Source organism: Profundibacter sp., from assembly GCF_965277155.1.
Taxonomy (GTDB): domain Bacteria; phylum Pseudomonadota; class Alphaproteobacteria; order Rhodobacterales; family Rhodobacteraceae; genus Profundibacter.
Window position 1 is genome coordinate 266,031 of the sequence record NZ_CBDIBV010000011.1, and the last position, 16,355, is coordinate 282,385.

General features: G+C 58.2%; 18 protein-coding genes, 1 tRNA gene and 1 pseudogene. 8 read left to right on the top strand and 12 right to left on the bottom strand.

Annotated elements, in window-relative coordinates; translation table 11 throughout:
* The first annotated feature begins 43 nt into the window (after positions 1-43).
* From ACQY4M_RS13865 to ACQY4M_RS13880, 4 genes are all read left to right on the top strand, one after another.
* Positions 44-862 (top strand): TerC family protein, encoded by an 819-nt coding sequence (locus ACQY4M_RS13865; protein ID WP_428545176.1) that lies wholly within the window; start codon positions 44-46, stop codon positions 860-862.
* Positions 863-1,019: 157 nt separating this feature from the next.
* Entirely contained in the window at positions 1,020-1,913 is an 894-nt protein-coding gene (locus tag ACQY4M_RS13870) for a 5-bromo-4-chloroindolyl phosphate hydrolysis family protein (RefSeq protein ID WP_428545179.1), read from the top strand.
* 13 nt (positions 1,914-1,926) lie between these two features.
* On the top strand, positions 1,927-3,120 hold the full coding sequence (locus ACQY4M_RS13875) for a toxic anion resistance protein (RefSeq protein ID WP_428545182.1): 1,194 nt from the start codon (positions 1,927-1,929) through the stop codon (positions 3,118-3,120).
* Between the two features lie 18 nt (positions 3,121-3,138).
* The gene (locus ACQY4M_RS13880) at positions 3,139-3,777 is read left to right on the top strand and encodes a DUF2927 domain-containing protein (protein ID WP_428545185.1); all 639 of its coding nucleotides are present in this window, start codon (positions 3,139-3,141) and stop codon (positions 3,775-3,777) included.
* Here the strand turns inward: ACQY4M_RS13880 and ACQY4M_RS13885 are convergent.
* Both ACQY4M_RS13885 and ACQY4M_RS13890 read right to left on the bottom strand, forming a co-directional pair.
* Positions 3,684-4,144 (bottom strand): annotated as a pseudogene (locus tag ACQY4M_RS13885) (DUF2927 domain-containing protein); the annotation flags it as partial. The gene ACQY4M_RS13880 and the pseudogene ACQY4M_RS13885 sit on opposite strands and share 94 nt — an antisense overlap.
* A 12-nt stretch (positions 4,145-4,156) precedes the next feature.
* The gene (locus ACQY4M_RS13890) at positions 4,157-4,813 is read right to left on the bottom strand and encodes an IS1595 family transposase (RefSeq protein ID WP_428539609.1); all 657 of its coding nucleotides are present in this window, start codon (positions 4,811-4,813) and stop codon (positions 4,157-4,159) included.
* 86 nt (positions 4,814-4,899) lie between these two features.
* On the opposite strand from ACQY4M_RS13890, the gene ACQY4M_RS13895 reads away from it, so the two are divergent.
* Together ACQY4M_RS13895 and ACQY4M_RS13900 are read left to right on the top strand one after the other, a co-directional pair.
* Positions 4,900-5,982 (top strand): SPFH domain-containing protein, encoded by a 1,083-nt coding sequence (locus ACQY4M_RS13895; protein WP_428545188.1) that lies wholly within the window; start codon positions 4,900-4,902, stop codon positions 5,980-5,982.
* Between the two features lie 5 nt (positions 5,983-5,987).
* Positions 5,988-7,109 carry a primosomal protein N' (replication factor Y) - superfamily II helicase gene (locus tag ACQY4M_RS13900; RefSeq protein WP_428545191.1) on the top strand — a complete coding sequence of 374 codons (1,122 nt, stop codon included), beginning with the start codon at positions 5,988-5,990 and terminating at the stop codon, positions 7,107-7,109.
* Between the two features lie 30 nt (positions 7,110-7,139).
* Here ACQY4M_RS13900 and ACQY4M_RS13905 read toward each other — a convergent pair whose 3' ends face one another.
* The 8 genes from ACQY4M_RS13905 to ACQY4M_RS13940 form a co-directional block, all read right to left on the bottom strand.
* Complete coding sequence (locus ACQY4M_RS13905; RefSeq protein WP_428545194.1) at positions 7,140-7,559, bottom strand: Hsp20/alpha crystallin family protein; 420 nt, start codon at positions 7,557-7,559, stop codon at positions 7,140-7,142.
* Between the two features lie 104 nt (positions 7,560-7,663).
* Positions 7,664-8,707 carry an IS5 family transposase gene (locus tag ACQY4M_RS13910; protein ID WP_428539221.1) on the bottom strand — a complete coding sequence of 348 codons (1,044 nt, stop codon included), beginning with the start codon at positions 8,705-8,707 and terminating at the stop codon, positions 7,664-7,666.
* A 180-nt stretch (positions 8,708-8,887) separates the two neighbouring features.
* Positions 8,888-9,358 carry a low molecular weight phosphatase family protein gene (locus ACQY4M_RS13915; protein ID WP_428545197.1) on the bottom strand — a complete coding sequence of 157 codons (471 nt, stop codon included), beginning with the start codon at positions 9,356-9,358 and terminating at the stop codon, positions 8,888-8,890.
* On the bottom strand, positions 9,358-9,843 hold the full coding sequence (locus tag ACQY4M_RS13920; protein WP_428545200.1) for a UPF0262 family protein: 486 nt from the start codon (positions 9,841-9,843) through the stop codon (positions 9,358-9,360). The genes ACQY4M_RS13915 and ACQY4M_RS13920 overlap by 1 nt, the downstream gene beginning before the upstream one ends.
* The gene (hisD, locus tag ACQY4M_RS13925) at positions 9,840-11,144 is read right to left on the bottom strand and encodes a histidinol dehydrogenase (RefSeq protein WP_428545203.1); all 1,305 of its coding nucleotides are present in this window, start codon (positions 11,142-11,144) and stop codon (positions 9,840-9,842) included. Before hisD ends, ACQY4M_RS13920 begins: the two co-directional genes overlap by 4 nt.
* A 4-nt stretch (positions 11,145-11,148) precedes the next feature.
* Positions 11,149-11,628: a DUF2948 family protein gene (locus tag ACQY4M_RS13930; protein ID WP_428545206.1), complete on the bottom strand. Its 480-nt coding sequence runs from the start codon at positions 11,626-11,628 to the stop codon at positions 11,149-11,151.
* Positions 11,621-12,892, bottom strand: coding sequence for a UDP-N-acetylglucosamine 1-carboxyvinyltransferase (gene murA, locus ACQY4M_RS13935; RefSeq protein WP_428545209.1), 1,272 nt, complete (start codon positions 12,890-12,892; stop codon positions 11,621-11,623). The genes ACQY4M_RS13930 and murA overlap by 8 nt, the downstream gene beginning before the upstream one ends.
* 10 nt (positions 12,893-12,902) lie before the next feature.
* Entirely contained in the window at positions 12,903-13,055 is a 153-nt protein-coding gene (locus ACQY4M_RS13940; RefSeq protein WP_428545212.1) for a hypothetical protein, read from the bottom strand.
* An 88-nt stretch (positions 13,056-13,143) separates the two neighbouring features.
* On the opposite strand from ACQY4M_RS13940, the gene ACQY4M_RS13945 reads away from it, so the two are divergent.
* Both ACQY4M_RS13945 and ACQY4M_RS13950 read left to right on the top strand, forming a co-directional pair.
* A tRNA-Thr gene (locus tag ACQY4M_RS13945) sits at positions 13,144-13,218 on the top strand.
* A gap of 251 nt (positions 13,219-13,469) precedes the next feature.
* Positions 13,470-14,513, top strand: coding sequence for an IS5 family transposase (locus ACQY4M_RS13950; protein WP_428539227.1), 1,044 nt, complete (start codon positions 13,470-13,472; stop codon positions 14,511-14,513).
* A gap of 198 nt (positions 14,514-14,711) precedes the next feature.
* Here ACQY4M_RS13950 and ACQY4M_RS13955 read toward each other — a convergent pair whose 3' ends face one another.
* Both ACQY4M_RS13955 and ACQY4M_RS13960 read right to left on the bottom strand, forming a co-directional pair.
* Positions 14,712-15,038, bottom strand: a complete 327-nt coding sequence (locus ACQY4M_RS13955; RefSeq protein ID WP_428545215.1) for a DUF3775 domain-containing protein — start codon at positions 15,036-15,038, stop codon at positions 14,712-14,714.
* A gap of 150 nt (positions 15,039-15,188) precedes the next feature.
* Positions 15,189-16,343, bottom strand: coding sequence for a DNA recombination protein RmuC (locus ACQY4M_RS13960; protein WP_428545631.1), 1,155 nt, complete (start codon positions 16,341-16,343; stop codon positions 15,189-15,191).
* Positions 16,344-16,355: the final 12 nt, after the last annotated feature.

Below are 16,355 nucleotides of genomic sequence, written 5' to 3' on the forward strand. Positions count from 1 at the left end.
ATGACGTTGAATTAGTGGATTTATGTGACAGGAGCCAAACGCAATGGCCGATCTTTTTACGCTTGAAAACCTTGGCCATTTGATGGTGCTGATTTTCCTGCAAGCGGTGCTGGGGTTTGACAACCTGCTGTATATCAGCATCGAAAGCAAACGCGCACCGGCGGACCAACAGAAAGCGGTGCGTTTCTGGGGCATCATCATCGCCGTTGCACTGCGGGTTGTGTTGCTGTTTGTGATGCTGCAACTGATCACTGCCCTGTCCGAACCGTTTTACATATTTAACATCCCCGGTATCATCGAGGGCGGCGTCAACTTTGCCACAATGGTGTTCGTGGTGGGGGGCGTTTTCATCATGTATACGGCGTTCAAGGAAATCACCCATATGCTGACGATCGAGGAACTGGGCGTGGGTGTGGATGACAAGAACGCCAAATCGGCCACGCAGGTTGTGATGCTGATCGTGTTTATGAACCTGATCTTCAGCTTTGATTCCGTTTTGTCTGCCCTCGCGATTACCAAAGTATTTGCAGTGCTGGCCACGGCCATCATCATTTCCGGCATTGCCATGCTAGCACTGGCCGATACCGTTGCCGTGTTTTTGGAAAAGAACCGTATGTACGAGGTTCTGGGCCTGTTTATCCTGTTGATCGTCGGGGTTGTCCTGCTGGGCGAATCCGGTCCGGCCGCCGCCCACGCGATGCATGATGACGGCTTGCAAATCAAACTGTTCGGTCACGCCTTGATCCCGATGTCCAAATCTACATTCTATTTCTCGATCGCAGTGCTGGTTGTGGTCGAGGTGATTCAGTCCGGCTATGCCCGCAAGCTGGAAGTGGAACGCAAAACAGGGACAGACCACTGATCTATTGGCGCAATCTTTCCCCCTTGGACATTTGCCGGTGCTGTGATCTAGTATCCCCAACCGGGAGAGTTAAATGACTGCTACAGGTTTGCAAAAACTGGCATTTGTGCTGCTGATCGTGCTGATCTTTTATGTATCAGCCTTTGGAGGGGCATAGATGGCCAAACGTTTCAGAGGCGAATTCAGCCCGAATGGCAGTATTGAGCGCGGAAAATCGGTGGTGCAGGTCTCGGCCAGCCGCCGTGCGATGTGGCGGGCGAATGTGCTGTTTTTCGTGCCGCTGCCTTTGGCATTTCGCGCCTTTTTCAAAGACCCCGAGGGGCTGGCACTGAACCTGCTGGCCTTTGGTGTGCTGATACTGGCCGCATGGCTGACCCGTGACGGGGTCAAAGCGCAGGTAGCCTATGAGGAACGCCGCGTGGCACGACGCCCCGCCATCCCGCGCAAGATTTTTGGCAGTGTGCTGACAGGGATTGGCCTGTTCATCGCGGGATATGCCAGCGGTGGCGTATTCAGCGCGCTGATCTTTGGCCTGTTGGGCGTTGTGTTGCATGGATTGACCTTTGGCCCTGATCCGATGAAAGACAAGGGAATGGAAGGCATTGACGGCTTTCAGACCGAACGTGTGGCCCGTGTGGTGGACAAGGCCGAGAAACATCTGGCGGAAATGTCGGATGCCATCCTGCGCGCCGGCGACCGGAAACTGGAGGATCGCGTGGCGCAATTTCAGGCCACCGCCCGCGACATGTTCCACACAGTCGAGGACGACCCGCGCGACCTGACTGCTGCGCGCAAATATCTAAGCGTCTATTTGCAGGGCGCGCGCGATGCGACAGTGAAATTTGCCGATCTTTACGCCCGTAACCACGACGAAAAAGCGCGTGAGGATTATGAAGCATTGCTAACAGATCTGGAAGAAAATTTCGCTGCCAAAACCGAAAAACTGATGCTGGATGACCGCAGCGATCTGGACGTTGAAATCGAAGTATTGCGCGAGCGGCTGCAGCGCGAGGGCATCCGCCCAACCGGACCAGTAGGCCCGAAGGTATAAGGAGTATTGTAAAATGACCGAAACAACCCGCCAAAAGGCCGAACAAACGCTGGCCCAGCTAGAAGAAGTCACTGCCGTTATCCTGCCTGAACCCGTGGGCGAAATCGTACCGCTGGAAAAGGCAGATAAACCCGTCGCCGCCGAAATCCGCAAGCGGATGGACGAGATCGATATGGGCAACACCAATTCGATCATCGCCTTTGGCTCTGGCGCACAGGATGAATTGCGTGAAATCTCGCAGGCAATGCTTGTGGATGTGCGCAACAAGGATGTTGGCCCCGCAGGCGACAGTCTGCGCAACATGGTCACCACCATCCGCGGCTTTTCGGTTTCGGAACTGGACGTGCGGCGCAAACGGTCGTGGTGGGAAAAACTGTTGGGGCGCACCGCCCCCTTTGCCAATTTTCTGGCCCGTTTTGAAAAGGTTCAAAGCCAGCTGGACAAGGTAACCGATGATTTACTGGGTCACGTTCACAAGCTGCTGAAAGACATCAAATCGCTGGATCACCTTTATGAAAAGACGCTGAATTTTTACGATGAACTGGCGCTTTATATCGCGGCGGGCGAAGAAAAGCTGAAAGAGCTGGATGAAAAGACCATCCCCGCCAAAGCTGCCGAAGTGGACAAGGCACCTGAAAACAAACAGGTGATGAAAGCGCAGGAACTGCGTGATCTGCGCGCCGCGCGGGACGATCTGGAACGCCGTGTGCATGATCTGAAACTGACACGTCAGGTGACGATGCAGTCGCTGCCCTCGATCCGGCTGGTTCAGGAAAATGACAAATCACTGGTCGCCAAAATCAACTCGACCCTGGTCAACACCGTGCCACTATGGGAAACCCAGTTGGCACAGGCTGTCACCATCCAGCGGTCCGCCGAAGCCGCAGGCGCGGTGCGCGACGCCAATGATCTGACCAACGAATTGCTAACCGCCAACGCCAAAAACCTGCGTCAAGCCAACAAGACCGTACGCGAGGAGATGGAGCGCGGCGTATTCGACATCGAAGCGGTAAAACAAGCCAACGCCGAACTGATCGCCACGATCGAGGAAAGCCTGCAAATCGCGGACGAAGGCAAAGCCAAACGCGCCGCTGCCGAAGAAGATCTGAAGCAGATGGAAGCCGAACTGAAAACGGTTCTTGCATCCGCCAAGGCCCGCGGCGACAAGGTGGGCGACACAGCCGGCGGCGCTGTGCCGGACGCTTAAGGTCAGGATTGGCGGGGAATGGCAGGGATAGGCAAAACAGCGGTGGCGCTATTGACGCTCGGCCTTACAGGGCTGACCGGATGCGTAACGCCACCGCCGGAAAACACACTGCCCGCCCCTAAAACCCGCCCTGCCCCGCCCCGGCCAGAGGTCAAGCCACGATCACAAGCCAGTCTGGAAATGGCTGCCTTCTACAAGCAGAGGCAAGCCTATTTTCTGGTGAATGATCTGCTGCGAGTAGATGGCGGCGGGCCTGATACACCGTTCACACAACGCAATCTGGTGGATAATTTCATCCGGATTGCGATGTTTGGTGAATATGCCACGAAGGGCGGCAAACTTATTGCCAGACCCACAGAAACCCGTCTTAACAAATGGCAGGGACCGATCCGCATACATGTGCAATTCGGTGAAACCGTCCCGCTGGAACAACGTAGCAAGGATCGCGCCAGCATCCGCAAATACACCAAACGTCTGTCCCGCCTGACCGGCCTGACAATCACCCTGACCAACCAGTCCCCCAATCAAAAATACCCATATCAGGTTCCTTCATTTATGGCAGGTCAAGAAGACCCGCCCATTAATTCCGCCGCAATCTGTTCGGCGATTGGCCGCACCTCGTCCACTGTCATACCGGGGCGAAGGCGGTCATCATAGAGCATTTGCAGCATTAATTCATTAATTCGTCTTGATGTGTCAACAGTGCGAATTCCTCGTCATCGTTGAAGATCGAGGGCCGCGCAGCAGGGCTGTCATTGGCAAGGCCAAGCCCCTGCGCGAGTTCTTCGTGGAAGCAGGACAGGCGCAACAAATCAGGGTGTTCCGCACGGATCACAGCCACCGCCTGTGAATAGACAGGGCTGTCATCGGTGTTGGAAAAGGCGGCAACCATGCAGAATTGTTCGCGATCCATTTGTGTGGCCAGATTCAGCATCACCGTGGTGATTTGCGGGGCGACCTGTTTCAATTGCGGACCAAGGGCGCGTCGCTGGTCCTCGTCCACGATGAACACATAAAAAGGGGCTGACCCAGATAACTACTTCAAGTAACGCTTAACCCATTGTCTTAGCTGCAATAACTGAGCTGAAGGGTCACTGTTGTTGAAACGCCACTCGCATTCCTTCAAATATAGCCCAAATTGGGCCTTGGGGACACCGTTAAATCGGCGCATGTGGCGCTTGGCTTGGTTCCAGAAATTCTCGATGCCATTGATGTGGTTGTGACGGTCTGCAAAGAGCTTGGAATGGTTGATGCGAAAGTGGTGGAAGTCTGACACATCCAGCACATTATAACCGCGCCAACAATCGGAATAGACGATGGAATCCGGCACGACTTTGCGCTCTATGATCGGGATCAGAGTGGCGGATTTGGCGTCCGGGATGATCTTGGTGTAAACCTTCCCACCCCTTTTTAATATACCAAAAACGGGAATTTTACCTGCCGCACCACGCCCGCGTTTACCTTTGCGTTTGCCGCCAAAGTAGCTTTCGTCCACTTCTATTTCTCCGCCGAACATAGCTTGGCTTTCCGCCTCCAGCTCATAGGCGATTATCTCGCGCAGGCGTAGAAAATAAAACGCTGCGGTCTTGCGGTTTACACCACACAAACTGGCTGCTGTTCGTGCTGTCGATCCCGAAACAAAATGCTCCGTAAGACGGTCTTGCTTGTAGTGGCTCAGGCGACTCTTTCTCATGCTTCCCATCATAACCTCTTTTTAGGTTATCTGGGTCAGCCCCTTTTGATTTTCTGACCGGCGAATTTATTGACGTCATCCACTGGGTGGACGACACCCGTGATACGATGGTTTGGCGGTTTGAACGCGAAGATCACGAGATCAAATACGGCGCCAAACTGACCGTGCGCGAAGGGCAAGCGGCAGTGTTTGTGCATGAAGGGCAGTTGGCCGATGTGTTCACGCCGGGCCTTTATATGCTTGAAACCAACAACATGCCGATCCTGACAACGCTTCAGCATTGGGATCACGGTTTCCAGTCGCCGTTCAAATCTGAGATCTATTTCGTCAACACCACCCGTTTTTCCAATCTGAAGTGGGGCACCAAGAACCCGATCATCTGTCGTGATCCCGAATTCGGCCCCGTGCGCATCCGCGCCTATGGCACCTACACGATCAAGGTATCCGATCCGGCCCGTTTCCTGACCGAAATCGTCGGCACAGATGGCGAATTCACCATGGATGAAATCAGCTACCAGATCCGCAACATCATCGTGCAGGAATTTTCCCGCGTGATCGCAAGCAGCGGCATTCCGGTGCTGGACATGGCCGCCAATACCGCCGATCTAGGCAAGCTGGTAGCTGCACAAATCAGCGGCACGCTGGAACAATACGGACTGACGATGCCGGAACTTTACATCGAGAACATCTCGCTGCCGCCAGCGGTGGAAGAGGCCCTGGACAAGCGCACCTCGATGGGGATGGCAGGTGATCTGGGAAAATTCACCCAGTATTCCGCCGCCGAAGCCATGACTGCCGCTGCCCGCAATCCAAATGGTGGCGGTGGTATGGGCGCGGGCCTTGGCATGGGAATGGGCATGGCGATGGCCCAGACAATGCAAAACCAGATGGCCGCGCAATCCGGCCCGTGGGGGGCTGCCCCGCAACCGGCTGCTGCCGCCCCTCCGCCGCCCCCGCCGCCCGTCGAAAAAGTCTGGCATCTGGCCGACGGTACCGAAACCAAAGGCCCCTATTCCCGCGCCGATCTGGGCCGGATGCTGCTGGATGGATCGCTGTCGCGTGAAACCTATGTCTGGGCCGCCGGGCAAGACGGCTGGAAAAAGGCCGAGGACATTGACGAGTTGGCGCAACTGTTCACCATCCTGCCCCCCCCGCCACCGGGGGCATAAAACAAATGCCGACTGCGCCCGATCCCTATCAGGTGCCCAATGTCACGGGGGAACACCGGTTTCCCTGTGACGAATGCGGCGCCGATCTGCGGTTTGCCCCTGAAAAGGGCCTGCTGATCTGTGATTTCTGCGGCAATGAACAGCCGATCAAGGGTGATGGCAATCACCACCACCCGATCCGCGAACTGGATTTCCGCGCGGCCCTGGATGCCCGCCTGCCCGAAGCCGAGATCGAGGAAACCCGTGTGGTGCAATGCCCCAATTGCGGGGCGCGTTTTGAGTTCGACCCAGCGATTCACGCCGCCGAATGTCCGTTTTGCGCCACCCCCGTGGTGGCCGACACCGGCAGCCAGCGACAGATCAAACCCAAGGCCGTTTTACCCTTTGCGCTGGATGAACGCACCTCGCACAAGGCACTTGGCGATTGGCTGGGCCGCCTGTGGTTTGCCCCGAACGGTGTGAAACAATACGCCCGCAAGGGACGCAAACTGCAAGGCGTTTATGTGCCTTACTGGACCTATGACGCCCAGACCAAAAGCCGTTATTCAGGTCAGCGCGGCACGATCTATTATGAAACCCGAACCGTAATGCGCGATGGCAAACGGGTGCAGCAACGGGTGCAGAAAATCCGCTGGCGCGCGGTTTCGGGACGCGTTGCGCGTTTCTTTGACGATGTGCTGGTGCTGGCCTCGCGCAGCCTGCCCAAACGCTATACCGATGCGCTGGGGCCGTGGGATTTGTCCGAGCTTGAGCCTTATCGCCCCGAATATCTGGCCGGTTTCAGGGCCGAAGGCTATACCGTGCAACTGGACGAGGGCTATGCCGAGGCCCGCGCCTATATGGATCGGGTGATCGTGCGGGATGTGAAATTCGACATTGGCGGCGATCGCCAGCGGATCAGCAGCCTTGATACAGACATCAGCAATGTGACCTTCAAACACATCCTGCTGCCGGTCTGGATGGCCGCCTATAAATACCGCGGCAAGACATTTCGTTTTGTGATCAACGGGCGCACCGGACGGGTGCAGGGCGAACGGCCCTATTCAGCATGGAAGATTACTTTTGCGGTGATCGGCGTTGCGATTGTCGCGGGGGTCATCGGCTATCTGATCGCCACAAACCAGTAAGGGCGGCGTTTGCCGCCGCCCTTGTTGCCTTTAGCCTTTGGAAATAGGCACTTTGCGGGCACCGTCCGCAGATGTGTCCTTGCGTTTGGCAACCGTGATTTCCAGCACGCCATCCTTCAGATCAGCCGACACCTTGCCCGCATCCGCATCCGGTGGCAGGCGGAAGCTGCGAGAAAAGCTGCCGTATTGGCGTTCGCTGAAATACCAGGTATCGCCTTCTTCCTCACGGCCCGTGCGCTTTTCACCTTTGACGGTGATCACCCCGTCATGGATGCTCAGGTCAATGTCCTTTTCCTCGACCCCGGGCAGTTCCATGGCGATGCGGTAGGCCCCGTCATCGGATGATGCCTCGGAAGCAGGGGCAAACCATTCCGCCAGTTTGGTGCCGATATTGCGTAAGGGTTCATAAAGTGAAGGCCAGAACCCGCCGTTGTGTGATTTCTCAATCATAAAGACCTCTGCATGAGGCCATGGCTTTCGGTTGAAGCAAGATTTCGGCCGCCCACCTTGCGCCCCTGCGGGTCCGGCGGACAGACGGGTGGCGGGGTTTGGGGCTATGCGATTGCGGGGGTTTGCGGGTTGAGGGTGATCCTGTTTGCGGCCTTGAGCAGGTTTTGCGCGATGGCGGCCATGACCATCTGGGCATGCACCCTGGCGCGCCCGAAATATCTCGCCCGCTGCAGGCCGAAGAGGCGTTTCATCGTGCCGAAAGTCTGCTCGATGCGGAAGCGGCGTTTCGAAATCAGCCGGTTGAAGCGTTTCTCCGATTGCCGCAGGGGGCGGCCGCGCGCTGCCTTGCGCAGGATGCCGTCGCGGTATTTGCCGCGCAGCATCTGGCGGTTGGCCTTGCTCGCATAGGCCTTGTCGGCCAGCACCCGCTGCGCCTTTGCGCCCGCGATCATGGTGGCGAATTCGGGGCTTTCGGCGGCATTGGCGGGCGTGGTGTGCACCTTGTCGATAAAGCCCTCTTCGTCGCAGCGGGCAAAGCCCTTGTAGCCGAGCGTGCTCTTGCGGCCCTTCTTGACCCAGCGGGCATCAGGGTCGGCGCTGAAATGCAGCTGTGCCCCGTCGGGTGAGACCTCGGGCGGATCATCCGGCGTCCCTTCCCTTGCCCCGTCCTCTGCCCGGTCCTGCGGGGCGTCGATATGGGTGCGCGGGCGCGCCGCCGCCGCGATCAGGGTCGCATCAATGATCGCCGCCTCAGCCTCTTTCAGCTTCAGCCCATGCGCCTCGATCTGGCGGCAGACCTCGGCCAGCAGCTCATCGTAAACGCCACCCCGGACCAGCGCATTGCGGAACCGGCAGTGGGTCGTCTCATCCGGCACCGACGCGTGCAGATCGAGCCCGCAGAACAGCATGAAATCCAGCCGCACCTTCAAGGCCCGCTCCAGCTTCGGGTCGCTCAGCCCGTGCCACTGGCCAACCAGAAGACACTTGAACAGAACCAGCGGATCATAGCCCTGAGGCCCGATCCCCGAGCGCCCCAGACCGCGCCGCAGGATCGGCAAAAACGAGTTCCAATCCATCAGCGCGTCGATCTTCGACAGAACGTCATCCGCGCCGATCCGTGCCGCCGCTTCGTGCAGGAAAAGGTCCATCTATTCACCCCAGAGATTTCCCGGCTAGCTTACCAAAACGGCCAACCCGGGGGAATCCCGATGTTATGCAGAGGTCTTTCATAGCAGTTCTCCTTTCTTGTCTTGAACCAGATATGGGCAGGTTTTTTCGCTTTTCCAAGATGGATGCGGCAAATTTTCCGCCCCCTTAAATCCGGTTGCTCAACCCTTGTTGTCACCCTCGATGGGCTGGCCAAAACGGTCCAGCAGTTTCGCCCTGATCTGGTCACGGGTCTGGCGATAGGACATCAGTTTTGCCTCGCGCCCCTCGCCCAATCCTGTCGGGTCCAGTACCGGCCAGTATTCGACCTCCAGATGGTAATACCGCGTCAGGTCCAGCGCCCGGCGCTGGCTGGCAGGTGACAGGCAGACCACCAGATCATAGCCCGACAGATCATCGCCCCATTCCTGCATCTCGTCAAAGGAACGCGCGCGGTGGCGTGACAGCTCGACCCCGATTTCCTGACAGACCGCAATGGCGAACCCGTCGATTTCCAGATCGCTTTTCACACCGGCGGATTGCACATAGATTTCCTGCCCGTACATCTGTTTCATCATCCCCTCGGCCATTGGCGAGCGCACTGCGTTATGATCACAGCAAAACAGCACAGAAGAAGGAAGATCGCGGCCCATCACTGTCCGCCGAAATGCAGAACACAGATCAGGGTGAACAGGCGGCGCGCGGTGTCGATATCGACAATCGCCTTGCCATCCAGCCGTTCCTGCAACACCCGCCCGCCTTCATCGTGGATACCGCGACGGGCCATGTCGATGGTTTCGATCTGGCTGGGGGGCAGCTTTTTCACCGCATCGAAATAGCTTTCGCAGATCATGAAATAATCCTTCACCACCTGCCTGAACGGCCCCAGTGACAGATGGAATTCCCCGGCCTTCTGATCGTCCTCGGTGGTGACATCCATCACCAGCCGCCGCTCGCGGATTGCCAAAGTCAGCCGGTAAGGCCCCGCAGGCGGCACCTTGCCTGCGCGCGCGGGCAAGGCAAAGCTGTTTTCCTCGAGCAGATCAAACACCGCCACCTTGCGTTCCTGCTCGATCTCGGGCGTGGGCGCAGGCAGACCGGAATCGTCGATCTCGATATGGCTGATGCGGTTGGTCATGACTCGTTCAATCTGTCGAGGCGCGCCCGCACCGACAATCCGTGCGCCTGCAGGCTTTCGGAAATTGCCAGCCGTTCGGCTGCCGGGCCGATGGCGGCCAGGGCTTGCGGGGTCATTTTGCTTAGCGTGGTGCGTTTGACGAAATCCATCACCGACAGACCGCTTGAAAACCGCGCCGAACGGGCGGTAGGCAGAACGTGGTTCGGGCCACCAACGTAATCGCCAATCGCCTCAGGGGTCCAGGCGCCGATGAAAATCGCACCGGCGTGTTTAACCTGTGTGGCCATCGCATCGGCATCCGCCACACAGAGTTCCAGATGCTCGGGCGCGATCCGGTCCGATAGAACCACCGCCTCGGCCATGTCCTGCACCACGATCACCGCGCCAAAATCACGCCAGCTTTTGCCCGCGATCTCGCGGCGTTCCAGCGTTTCAAGCCGCTTTTCAACCGCTGCCGTCACGGCCTGCCCGAAATCGGCGTCATCGGTGATCAGAATGGATTGCGCGCTTTCGTCGTGTTCGGCCTGTGACAGCAAATCCACCGCAACCCAGTCCGGTTCGTTGTTGCGATCCGCGATCACCAGAATTTCACTGGGACCGGCGATCATATCAATCCCGACCTTGCCGAATACCCGCCGTTTGGCGGCGGCCACAAAGGCATTGCCCGGTCCGGTGATCTTGTCCACCGGCGCAATCGTTTCGGTGCCATAGGCCAGCGCGGCAATCGCCTGCGCCCCGCCGATGCGGTAGATTTCATCCACCCCGGCAATCCGTGCCGCCAGCAGCACCAGCGGGTTGCAGATGCCATCCGGCGTGGGCACGACGATTGCCAGTCGCTCAACCCCTGCCACCTTGGCCGGTATCGCGTTCATCAGCACGCTGGACGGATAGGACGCCAGCCCGCCGGGCACATACAGCCCCGCCGCCGAAACCGGCGTCCAGCGCCAGCCCAGTGTTGCGCCGGTGTCGTCCTGCCAACTGGCGTCTTCAGGCATCTGGCGGGCGTGATAGGCGCGGATGCGATCCGCCGCCAATTCCAGCGCCGCGCGGTCCTGATCCGAAACCTTGGCACATTCTGCCTCGATTTCCGCAGGCGTAAAGGCGAGCGTTTCCGGTGCCAGCTCCAGCCGGTCAAATTTCGCGGTCAGCTCGATCACCGCCGCATCGCCACGGGCGCGTACATCCGCGATGATGTCGGCCACAATGGCATCCACATCCGGCGAATCCTCGCGTTTGGTGGTCAGGAAGGTGGCGAATGCAGCCTCGAAATCGGCGTCATTGGTATTCAGGAAAATCGGCATCTGCCTACTCCAGGTGTTTTGGAACGGATTTGGACGGGGCGATGTAGGGGCGGGTCACATCCTTGAGCGCGACATCCAGACATTCGACATCCAGCGCGATGGCGCCGTCACCGGCAAAAGTCAGGATCACACGGCCCGCGCCATCCGCGCCGGCCTCGAAATCAATCGACAGCAGTGACAGGATCAGATCCTTGTCGCCACGCTCAACCCCTTGGGATTGCACCTTCAGAACATCGCTGACCACCAGCACCGATTGCACCCGTTCATAGGGTCGCTTGCGGGCTTTCGCCCTTGGCAAATCCTCCCAGCGGAACCGGTTCAACAAAATGGCAAAGCGGCGCTGGCCCCTGTCCCAGGTCATTTCACTGGCCGGAAACACGGCATCCTGCGTCAATGCGGCAATCACGGCCAGATCGTCGGTATCTTCGGCCAGCAGGCGCAGGGGCTGTTCTGCCCCGTCTTCGAATTTCGCATCTTCAGCCATTGGTTTTAATCCGTTCAATATTGGCGCCAATGCCACGCAGTTTGGCAACCACATGTTCATAGCCGCGGTCCAGATGGTAAACCCGGCTGACCACAGTTTCCCCTTCGGCGGCCAGACCGGCCAGGATCAGCGACACCGAGGCCCGCAGATCCGTCGCCATCACTGGCGCGCCTTTCAGTTTGTCAACACCGGTCACCGTGGCCGTTCCGCCATGCACCTCGATCTGCGCGCCCATGCGCATCAGTTCTGGCGTGTGCATGAACCGGTTTTCGAAAATGGTTTCTTCCAGAACGCTGACACCGTCGGCCGTGCACAGCAGTGCCATCATCTGGGCCTGCAAATCGGTGGGAAATCCGGGGAACACCTCGGTTTTGACATTCACCGCCTTCACCTGCCCGTTCCTGCGGGCCACTTTCAGCCCCTTTTCGGTTTCGGTGACAGCAATCCCCGCTTCGTCCAGTTTTTCGCAAAAGGCGCTCAGCAGATCAATCCGACCGCCCAGCAGTTCGACTTCGCCACCGGCAATCGCGGGGGCCAGCATATAGGTGCCCAGTTCAATCCGGTCCGGCAGCACCGGATGGGTCGCGCCATGCAAGCGGTCTACACCCTGAATGGTGATGGTTCCGGTGCCATCCCCGTCAATCTGCGCCCCCATCGAGCGCAGACAGGTGGCCAGATCAATGATTTCGGGTTCGCGGGCCGCATTTTTCAGAACGGTTGTCCCCTTGGCCAAAGTCGCGGCCATCATGATGTTTTCGGTGGCCCCGACCGAGGCAAAGCGCAATTCGATCTGCGCCCCCTTCAAACCGCGCGGGGCATTGGCGTGCAGGTAACCCTCTTTCAACTCGATCTCGGCCCCCAGAGCCTCGAGTCCGTGAATATGCAAATCCATCGGCCGCGTGCCGATCGCACATCCGCCGGGCATCGACACCACCGCATGGCCATGCCGCGCCAGCAAAGGGCCAAGCACAAGGTTCGAGGCGCGCATCTTGCGCACGATTTCATAATCGGCGACCGGATTGTCGGCATTGTGGCTGGACATGGCGATCACGCTGCCATCGGCCAGCGCCGAAACCTCGGCCCCCAGCGATTCCAGCAGGGCGGTCATTGTCTTGATGTCCGACAGGCGCGGTGCGTTGGTCAGGGTTAGCGGTTCTTTCGACAACAGGGTCGCCGGCATCAGCGTCAGACAGGCGTTTTTCGCCCCCGCAATCGGGATCTGCCCGCTTAACGCCCCGCCACCGGTTACAACAATTGAATCCATGATTACTGCCCTACTCTGCCTTACTATCGGACGCCGCCGGAGCCTTGCGCCCCCGCACCTGCGCCTTGCGCCTCGCCATATTGGCCTTTAATGCCGCCTTCAGTCGCGCCTCCTTTTGGGCGCGTGCTGTGGCCTTGCTATTTTCACTCTTTTGCGTCGTCATAACCCCTTCTCTATAGCAGGGTGCAAAAAGGGTCCAGATTGCGCTTGCACCAAACTGCAAATACCCCTATTCACCCGCCAGAACAGATGCTGCCGTAGCTCAGGGGTAGAGCACTCCCTTGGTAAGGGAGAGGTCGGGAGTTCGAATCTCCCCGGCAGCACCAGTTTTCCCACTTAAAAAGATCAGACAGGTTTGCCATTTCGGGCGGTCGGATCAATGCAGGATTCCGGTCGGGCGCAACAAGCTCTAAAACAGCGCCTTGAAAAAGGCCAATATGCGCGGTGAAACCGTTTCGCGGGTTGCGCCATTTTGGTGGGATTTTGTCAAGGGAACCTCTAAAAATCCCCCAAAATCCGGCCTGACGGGGTAGAATCGTCATCAGGATGAAAATGATTCGACCGACGGGGTTTTGTCATGGGTCAGATGGGATTTTTTGATCTTTCCAGCCGATACGCGGGACTGGACAAATCTGGTGATCCGCTGGTGTTGCTCAACGACATGGTGCCGTTCGAGGATTACCGGGACGAGCTGAAGGCCATATGGCGCACGCCGCCCGAACAGCGCAAATCCAACGCTGGCCGCCCGCCTTGGGATGAGGTGCTGATATTCAAGACGATGGTTTTGCAGCAGCTCTACAACCTCTCTGACGATCAGATCGAGTATCAGATCCGCGACCGCCTGTCGTTCATGCGGTTTCTCGGCCTTGGCATTGAAGACAGCGTACCTGACGCCAAGACCATCTGGGCCTACCGTGAAAGGCTGGCCGGGGCCGGGAAGATGAAGGAGCTGTTTGACAAGTTCGATGCCTTTCTGCGCGAAAAGGGCTATCTGGCGATGGGCGGGCAGATTGTTGATGCGAGCATCGTTCCGGCGCCGCGCCAGCACAACAAAAGGGACGAGAACGAGAAAATCAAGGCGGGCGAAACGCCTGAAGAGTGGGAGGAAAAACCCCACAAGAAGCGCCAGAAGGACGTGGATGCGCGCTGGACGAAGAAGCACGGCAAGAGCTATTACGGCTACAAGAACCACATCAATGTCGACCGGCGGCACAAATTCATCCGCGCTTATGATGTCACCGATGCCGCCGTGCATGACAGCCAGGCGCTTGCCGGTCTGATTGATGCGAGCAACACCTCATCGGACCTGTGGGCCGACAGCGCCTATCGCTCGCAAAAGATCGAAAGCGAGCTGGAAGAGCGGGGGCTTCACAGCCATATCCATCACAAGGGCAGGCGCGGCAAGCCGCTTGGCGAGCGCCAGCAAAAGGCCAACCGGAGGCGCTCGAAAGTGCGGGTCCGGGTCGAGCATGTATTCGCTTTTCAGGAGCGCTCCATGGGCGGCAAGCTGATCCGCTCCATCGGCCTGAAGCGGGCGCGATTTCGCATCGGGATGATGAACCTGGTCTACAACATGAAGCGCTTCGTCCAGTTCGAATGCGGCCTGGCGGCGCCGGGATAAGGGTTCATGGGGTGAGGTGTGCCTGAAATACCCAAAACCGGCTTGAAACCGGTGAAAATGGGTTTATGATCCGAAGCAATCAGGCGGGACAGGCGAAAAACCGTCCACCCCGCCGCGAAGAAGGCGAAAACGGGAATTTACAGAGGTTCCCTACAGACCTAGCGCAAAGCAGATGCGATTGCTGTAGCCGCTTTCCCCCTACAAGAACCCGTCTTCAACCTCTTCCACCGAATAGCCCAGCGCCTCTAGCCCGTCTTCCAGATAGTCGGGCAACAGCGGGATGGCCAGCAGGTAGGATTCGGTCGGGCTTCTGGCTTCGACCTTGGCGGTATGGATCGCTTCTTCCAGTTCTGCGGCCTCAAAGGTTTCGCGCCCGATCCACATCACTGCCACCAATGATGCTTGTTCGTCGCGGTTCATATCGGCGATATACTGCTTCAGGGATGCGTCAAACGCCGCCTTGCCATCGCGTTCACGGGCGCGGACAATGACACGGGCAATTTTATTGGTGCTGATCTGAAGCATCTGTATTCCTAACTTACGAGTCGTATGACAGTTTGCCCGAAAATCGGTTGTGGTCAAAGCTTAAAGCGACCAAACGATCAACCCATTTGCCCGCCGGCACCGACGGGCGGCGCCCGACCCTCCCCACGGGAGGGCGCTGCCCTTAACGCATTATTCGGTAGGTTTCACAATCGGCACCACTTTCGGCACATCCCCGTCCGTTTCCGGCGCCAGTTCCTCGAAATCGAAATTGTCCAGTCGTGCGGCGCGTTTGCCCGCCCGTTCTGCCGCAATACCGATGCCGTCCAGATCGGCGCGCGCCTGATTGAAATGGGTGTCCAGCTTGCCGACCCGCTCGACCACCATTTCCACATCGCGGTGCAACTGGCGCAGGGTTTTGCGGATCGCGCCCGCCTGTTCGCGCATCCGCGCGTCTTTCAGGATGGCGCGCATAGTGTTCAGCGTGGCCATGCAGGTGGTTGGCGAAACGATCCACACCCGCGCATCGAACCCCTCGCGCACCAGTTCGGGGAAATTGGCGTGGAGTTCGGCATAAACGGCCTCGGACGGCAGGAACATCAGCGCCCCGTCTGCGGTTTCCCCCTCCAGAATATACTTCTCGGAGATCGCCTTGATATGCGCCTTGACCGAAATGCGCATCTTTTTCGCGGCCTCATTTGCCTCCCAATCGTTGCTGGCGTTGCGCAGGGCCTCGTAGGCTTCCAGCGGGAATTTGCTGTCGACCACAATCGGGCCGGGCGGGTTGGGCAGGTCAATCAGGCAATCGGCGCGCTTGCCGTTGCTTAAGGTGAACTGCATCTTGTAGCTGTCCTTTGGCAGGGCCTTGGACACGATATCGTTCAACTGTATTTCCCCGAAAGCCCCGCGGGTTTGCTTGTTCGACAGGATGTCTTGCAGGCTCAGCACGTCGCCCGACAGTTTCTCGATATTTTCCTGCGCCTTGTCGATCGTCATCAACCGTTCTTGCAATTCCGTCAGGCTGCGGGTGGTTTTCACCGACGATCCGTATAGCGATTCCTGCATGTTGGCCTGCACCTCGGCCAGACGCTGTTCCAGCGTGTTCATCAACTGCGCCTGCGCAACGGTTTGCGTTTGGCTGACAGTTTGCAGGCCACCGGCCAGTTGCGATTGCCCGTCGGTCAGCGCCTGCACCCGTTGGCCCAGAAACCCCATCTGCTGCCCCAGTGGTTCGATCATTTTCACCGACCGGCCCGCGCGGCGCACCACCATGATCAGCAGGATGAACAGCAGCAAAACAGCCGCACCCCCTGCCACCGCAACATACAGCCACAGGTCGGCAAACATATCGTTCAAATC

Bases quoted from the DNA above. Each gene is read 5' to 3' on its own strand.
- ACQY4M_RS13880 (WP_428545185.1), top strand. From the start codon at position 3,139: ATGGCAGGGATAGGCAAAACAGCGGTGGCGCTATTGACGCTCGGCCTT.
- ACQY4M_RS13920 (WP_428545200.1), bottom strand. From the start codon at position 9,843: ATGACCAACCGCATCAGCCATATCGAGATCGACGATTCCGGTCTGCCT.
- ACQY4M_RS13865 (WP_428545176.1), top strand. From the start codon at position 44: ATGGCCGATCTTTTTACGCTTGAAAACCTTGGCCATTTGATGGTGCTG.
- hisD (WP_428545203.1), bottom strand. From the start codon at position 11,144: ATGCCGATTTTCCTGAATACCAATGACGCCGATTTCGAGGCTGCATTC.
- ACQY4M_RS13870 (WP_428545179.1), top strand. From the start codon at position 1,020: ATGGCCAAACGTTTCAGAGGCGAATTCAGCCCGAATGGCAGTATTGAG.
- ACQY4M_RS13950 (WP_428539227.1), top strand. From the start codon at position 13,470: ATGGGTCAGATGGGATTTTTTGATCTTTCCAGCCGATACGCGGGACTG.
- ACQY4M_RS13910 (WP_428539221.1), bottom strand. From the start codon at position 8,707: ATGGACCTTTTCCTGCACGAAGCGGCGGCACGGATCGGCGCGGATGAC.
- ACQY4M_RS13900 (WP_428545191.1), top strand. From the start codon at position 5,988: ATGCCGACTGCGCCCGATCCCTATCAGGTGCCCAATGTCACGGGGGAA.
- ACQY4M_RS13930 (WP_428545206.1), bottom strand. From the start codon at position 11,628: ATGGCTGAAGATGCGAAATTCGAAGACGGGGCAGAACAGCCCCTGCGC.
- ACQY4M_RS13960 (WP_428545631.1), bottom strand. From the start codon at position 16,343: ATGTTTGCCGACCTGTGGCTGTATGTTGCGGTGGCAGGGGGTGCGGCT.
- ACQY4M_RS13890 (WP_428539609.1), bottom strand. From the start codon at position 4,813: ATGAGAAAGAGTCGCCTGAGCCACTACAAGCAAGACCGTCTTACGGAG.
- murA (WP_428545209.1), bottom strand. From the start codon at position 12,892: ATGGATTCAATTGTTGTAACCGGTGGCGGGGCGTTAAGCGGGCAGATC.
- ACQY4M_RS13955 (WP_428545215.1), bottom strand. From the start codon at position 15,038: ATGCTTCAGATCAGCACCAATAAAATTGCCCGTGTCATTGTCCGCGCC.
- ACQY4M_RS13915 (WP_428545197.1), bottom strand. From the start codon at position 9,358: ATGGGCCGCGATCTTCCTTCTTCTGTGCTGTTTTGCTGTGATCATAAC.
- ACQY4M_RS13905 (WP_428545194.1), bottom strand. From the start codon at position 7,559: ATGATTGAGAAATCACACAACGGCGGGTTCTGGCCTTCACTTTATGAA.
- ACQY4M_RS13875 (WP_428545182.1), top strand. From the start codon at position 1,927: ATGACCGAAACAACCCGCCAAAAGGCCGAACAAACGCTGGCCCAGCTA.
- ACQY4M_RS13940 (WP_428545212.1), bottom strand. From the start codon at position 13,055: ATGACGACGCAAAAGAGTGAAAATAGCAAGGCCACAGCACGCGCCCAA.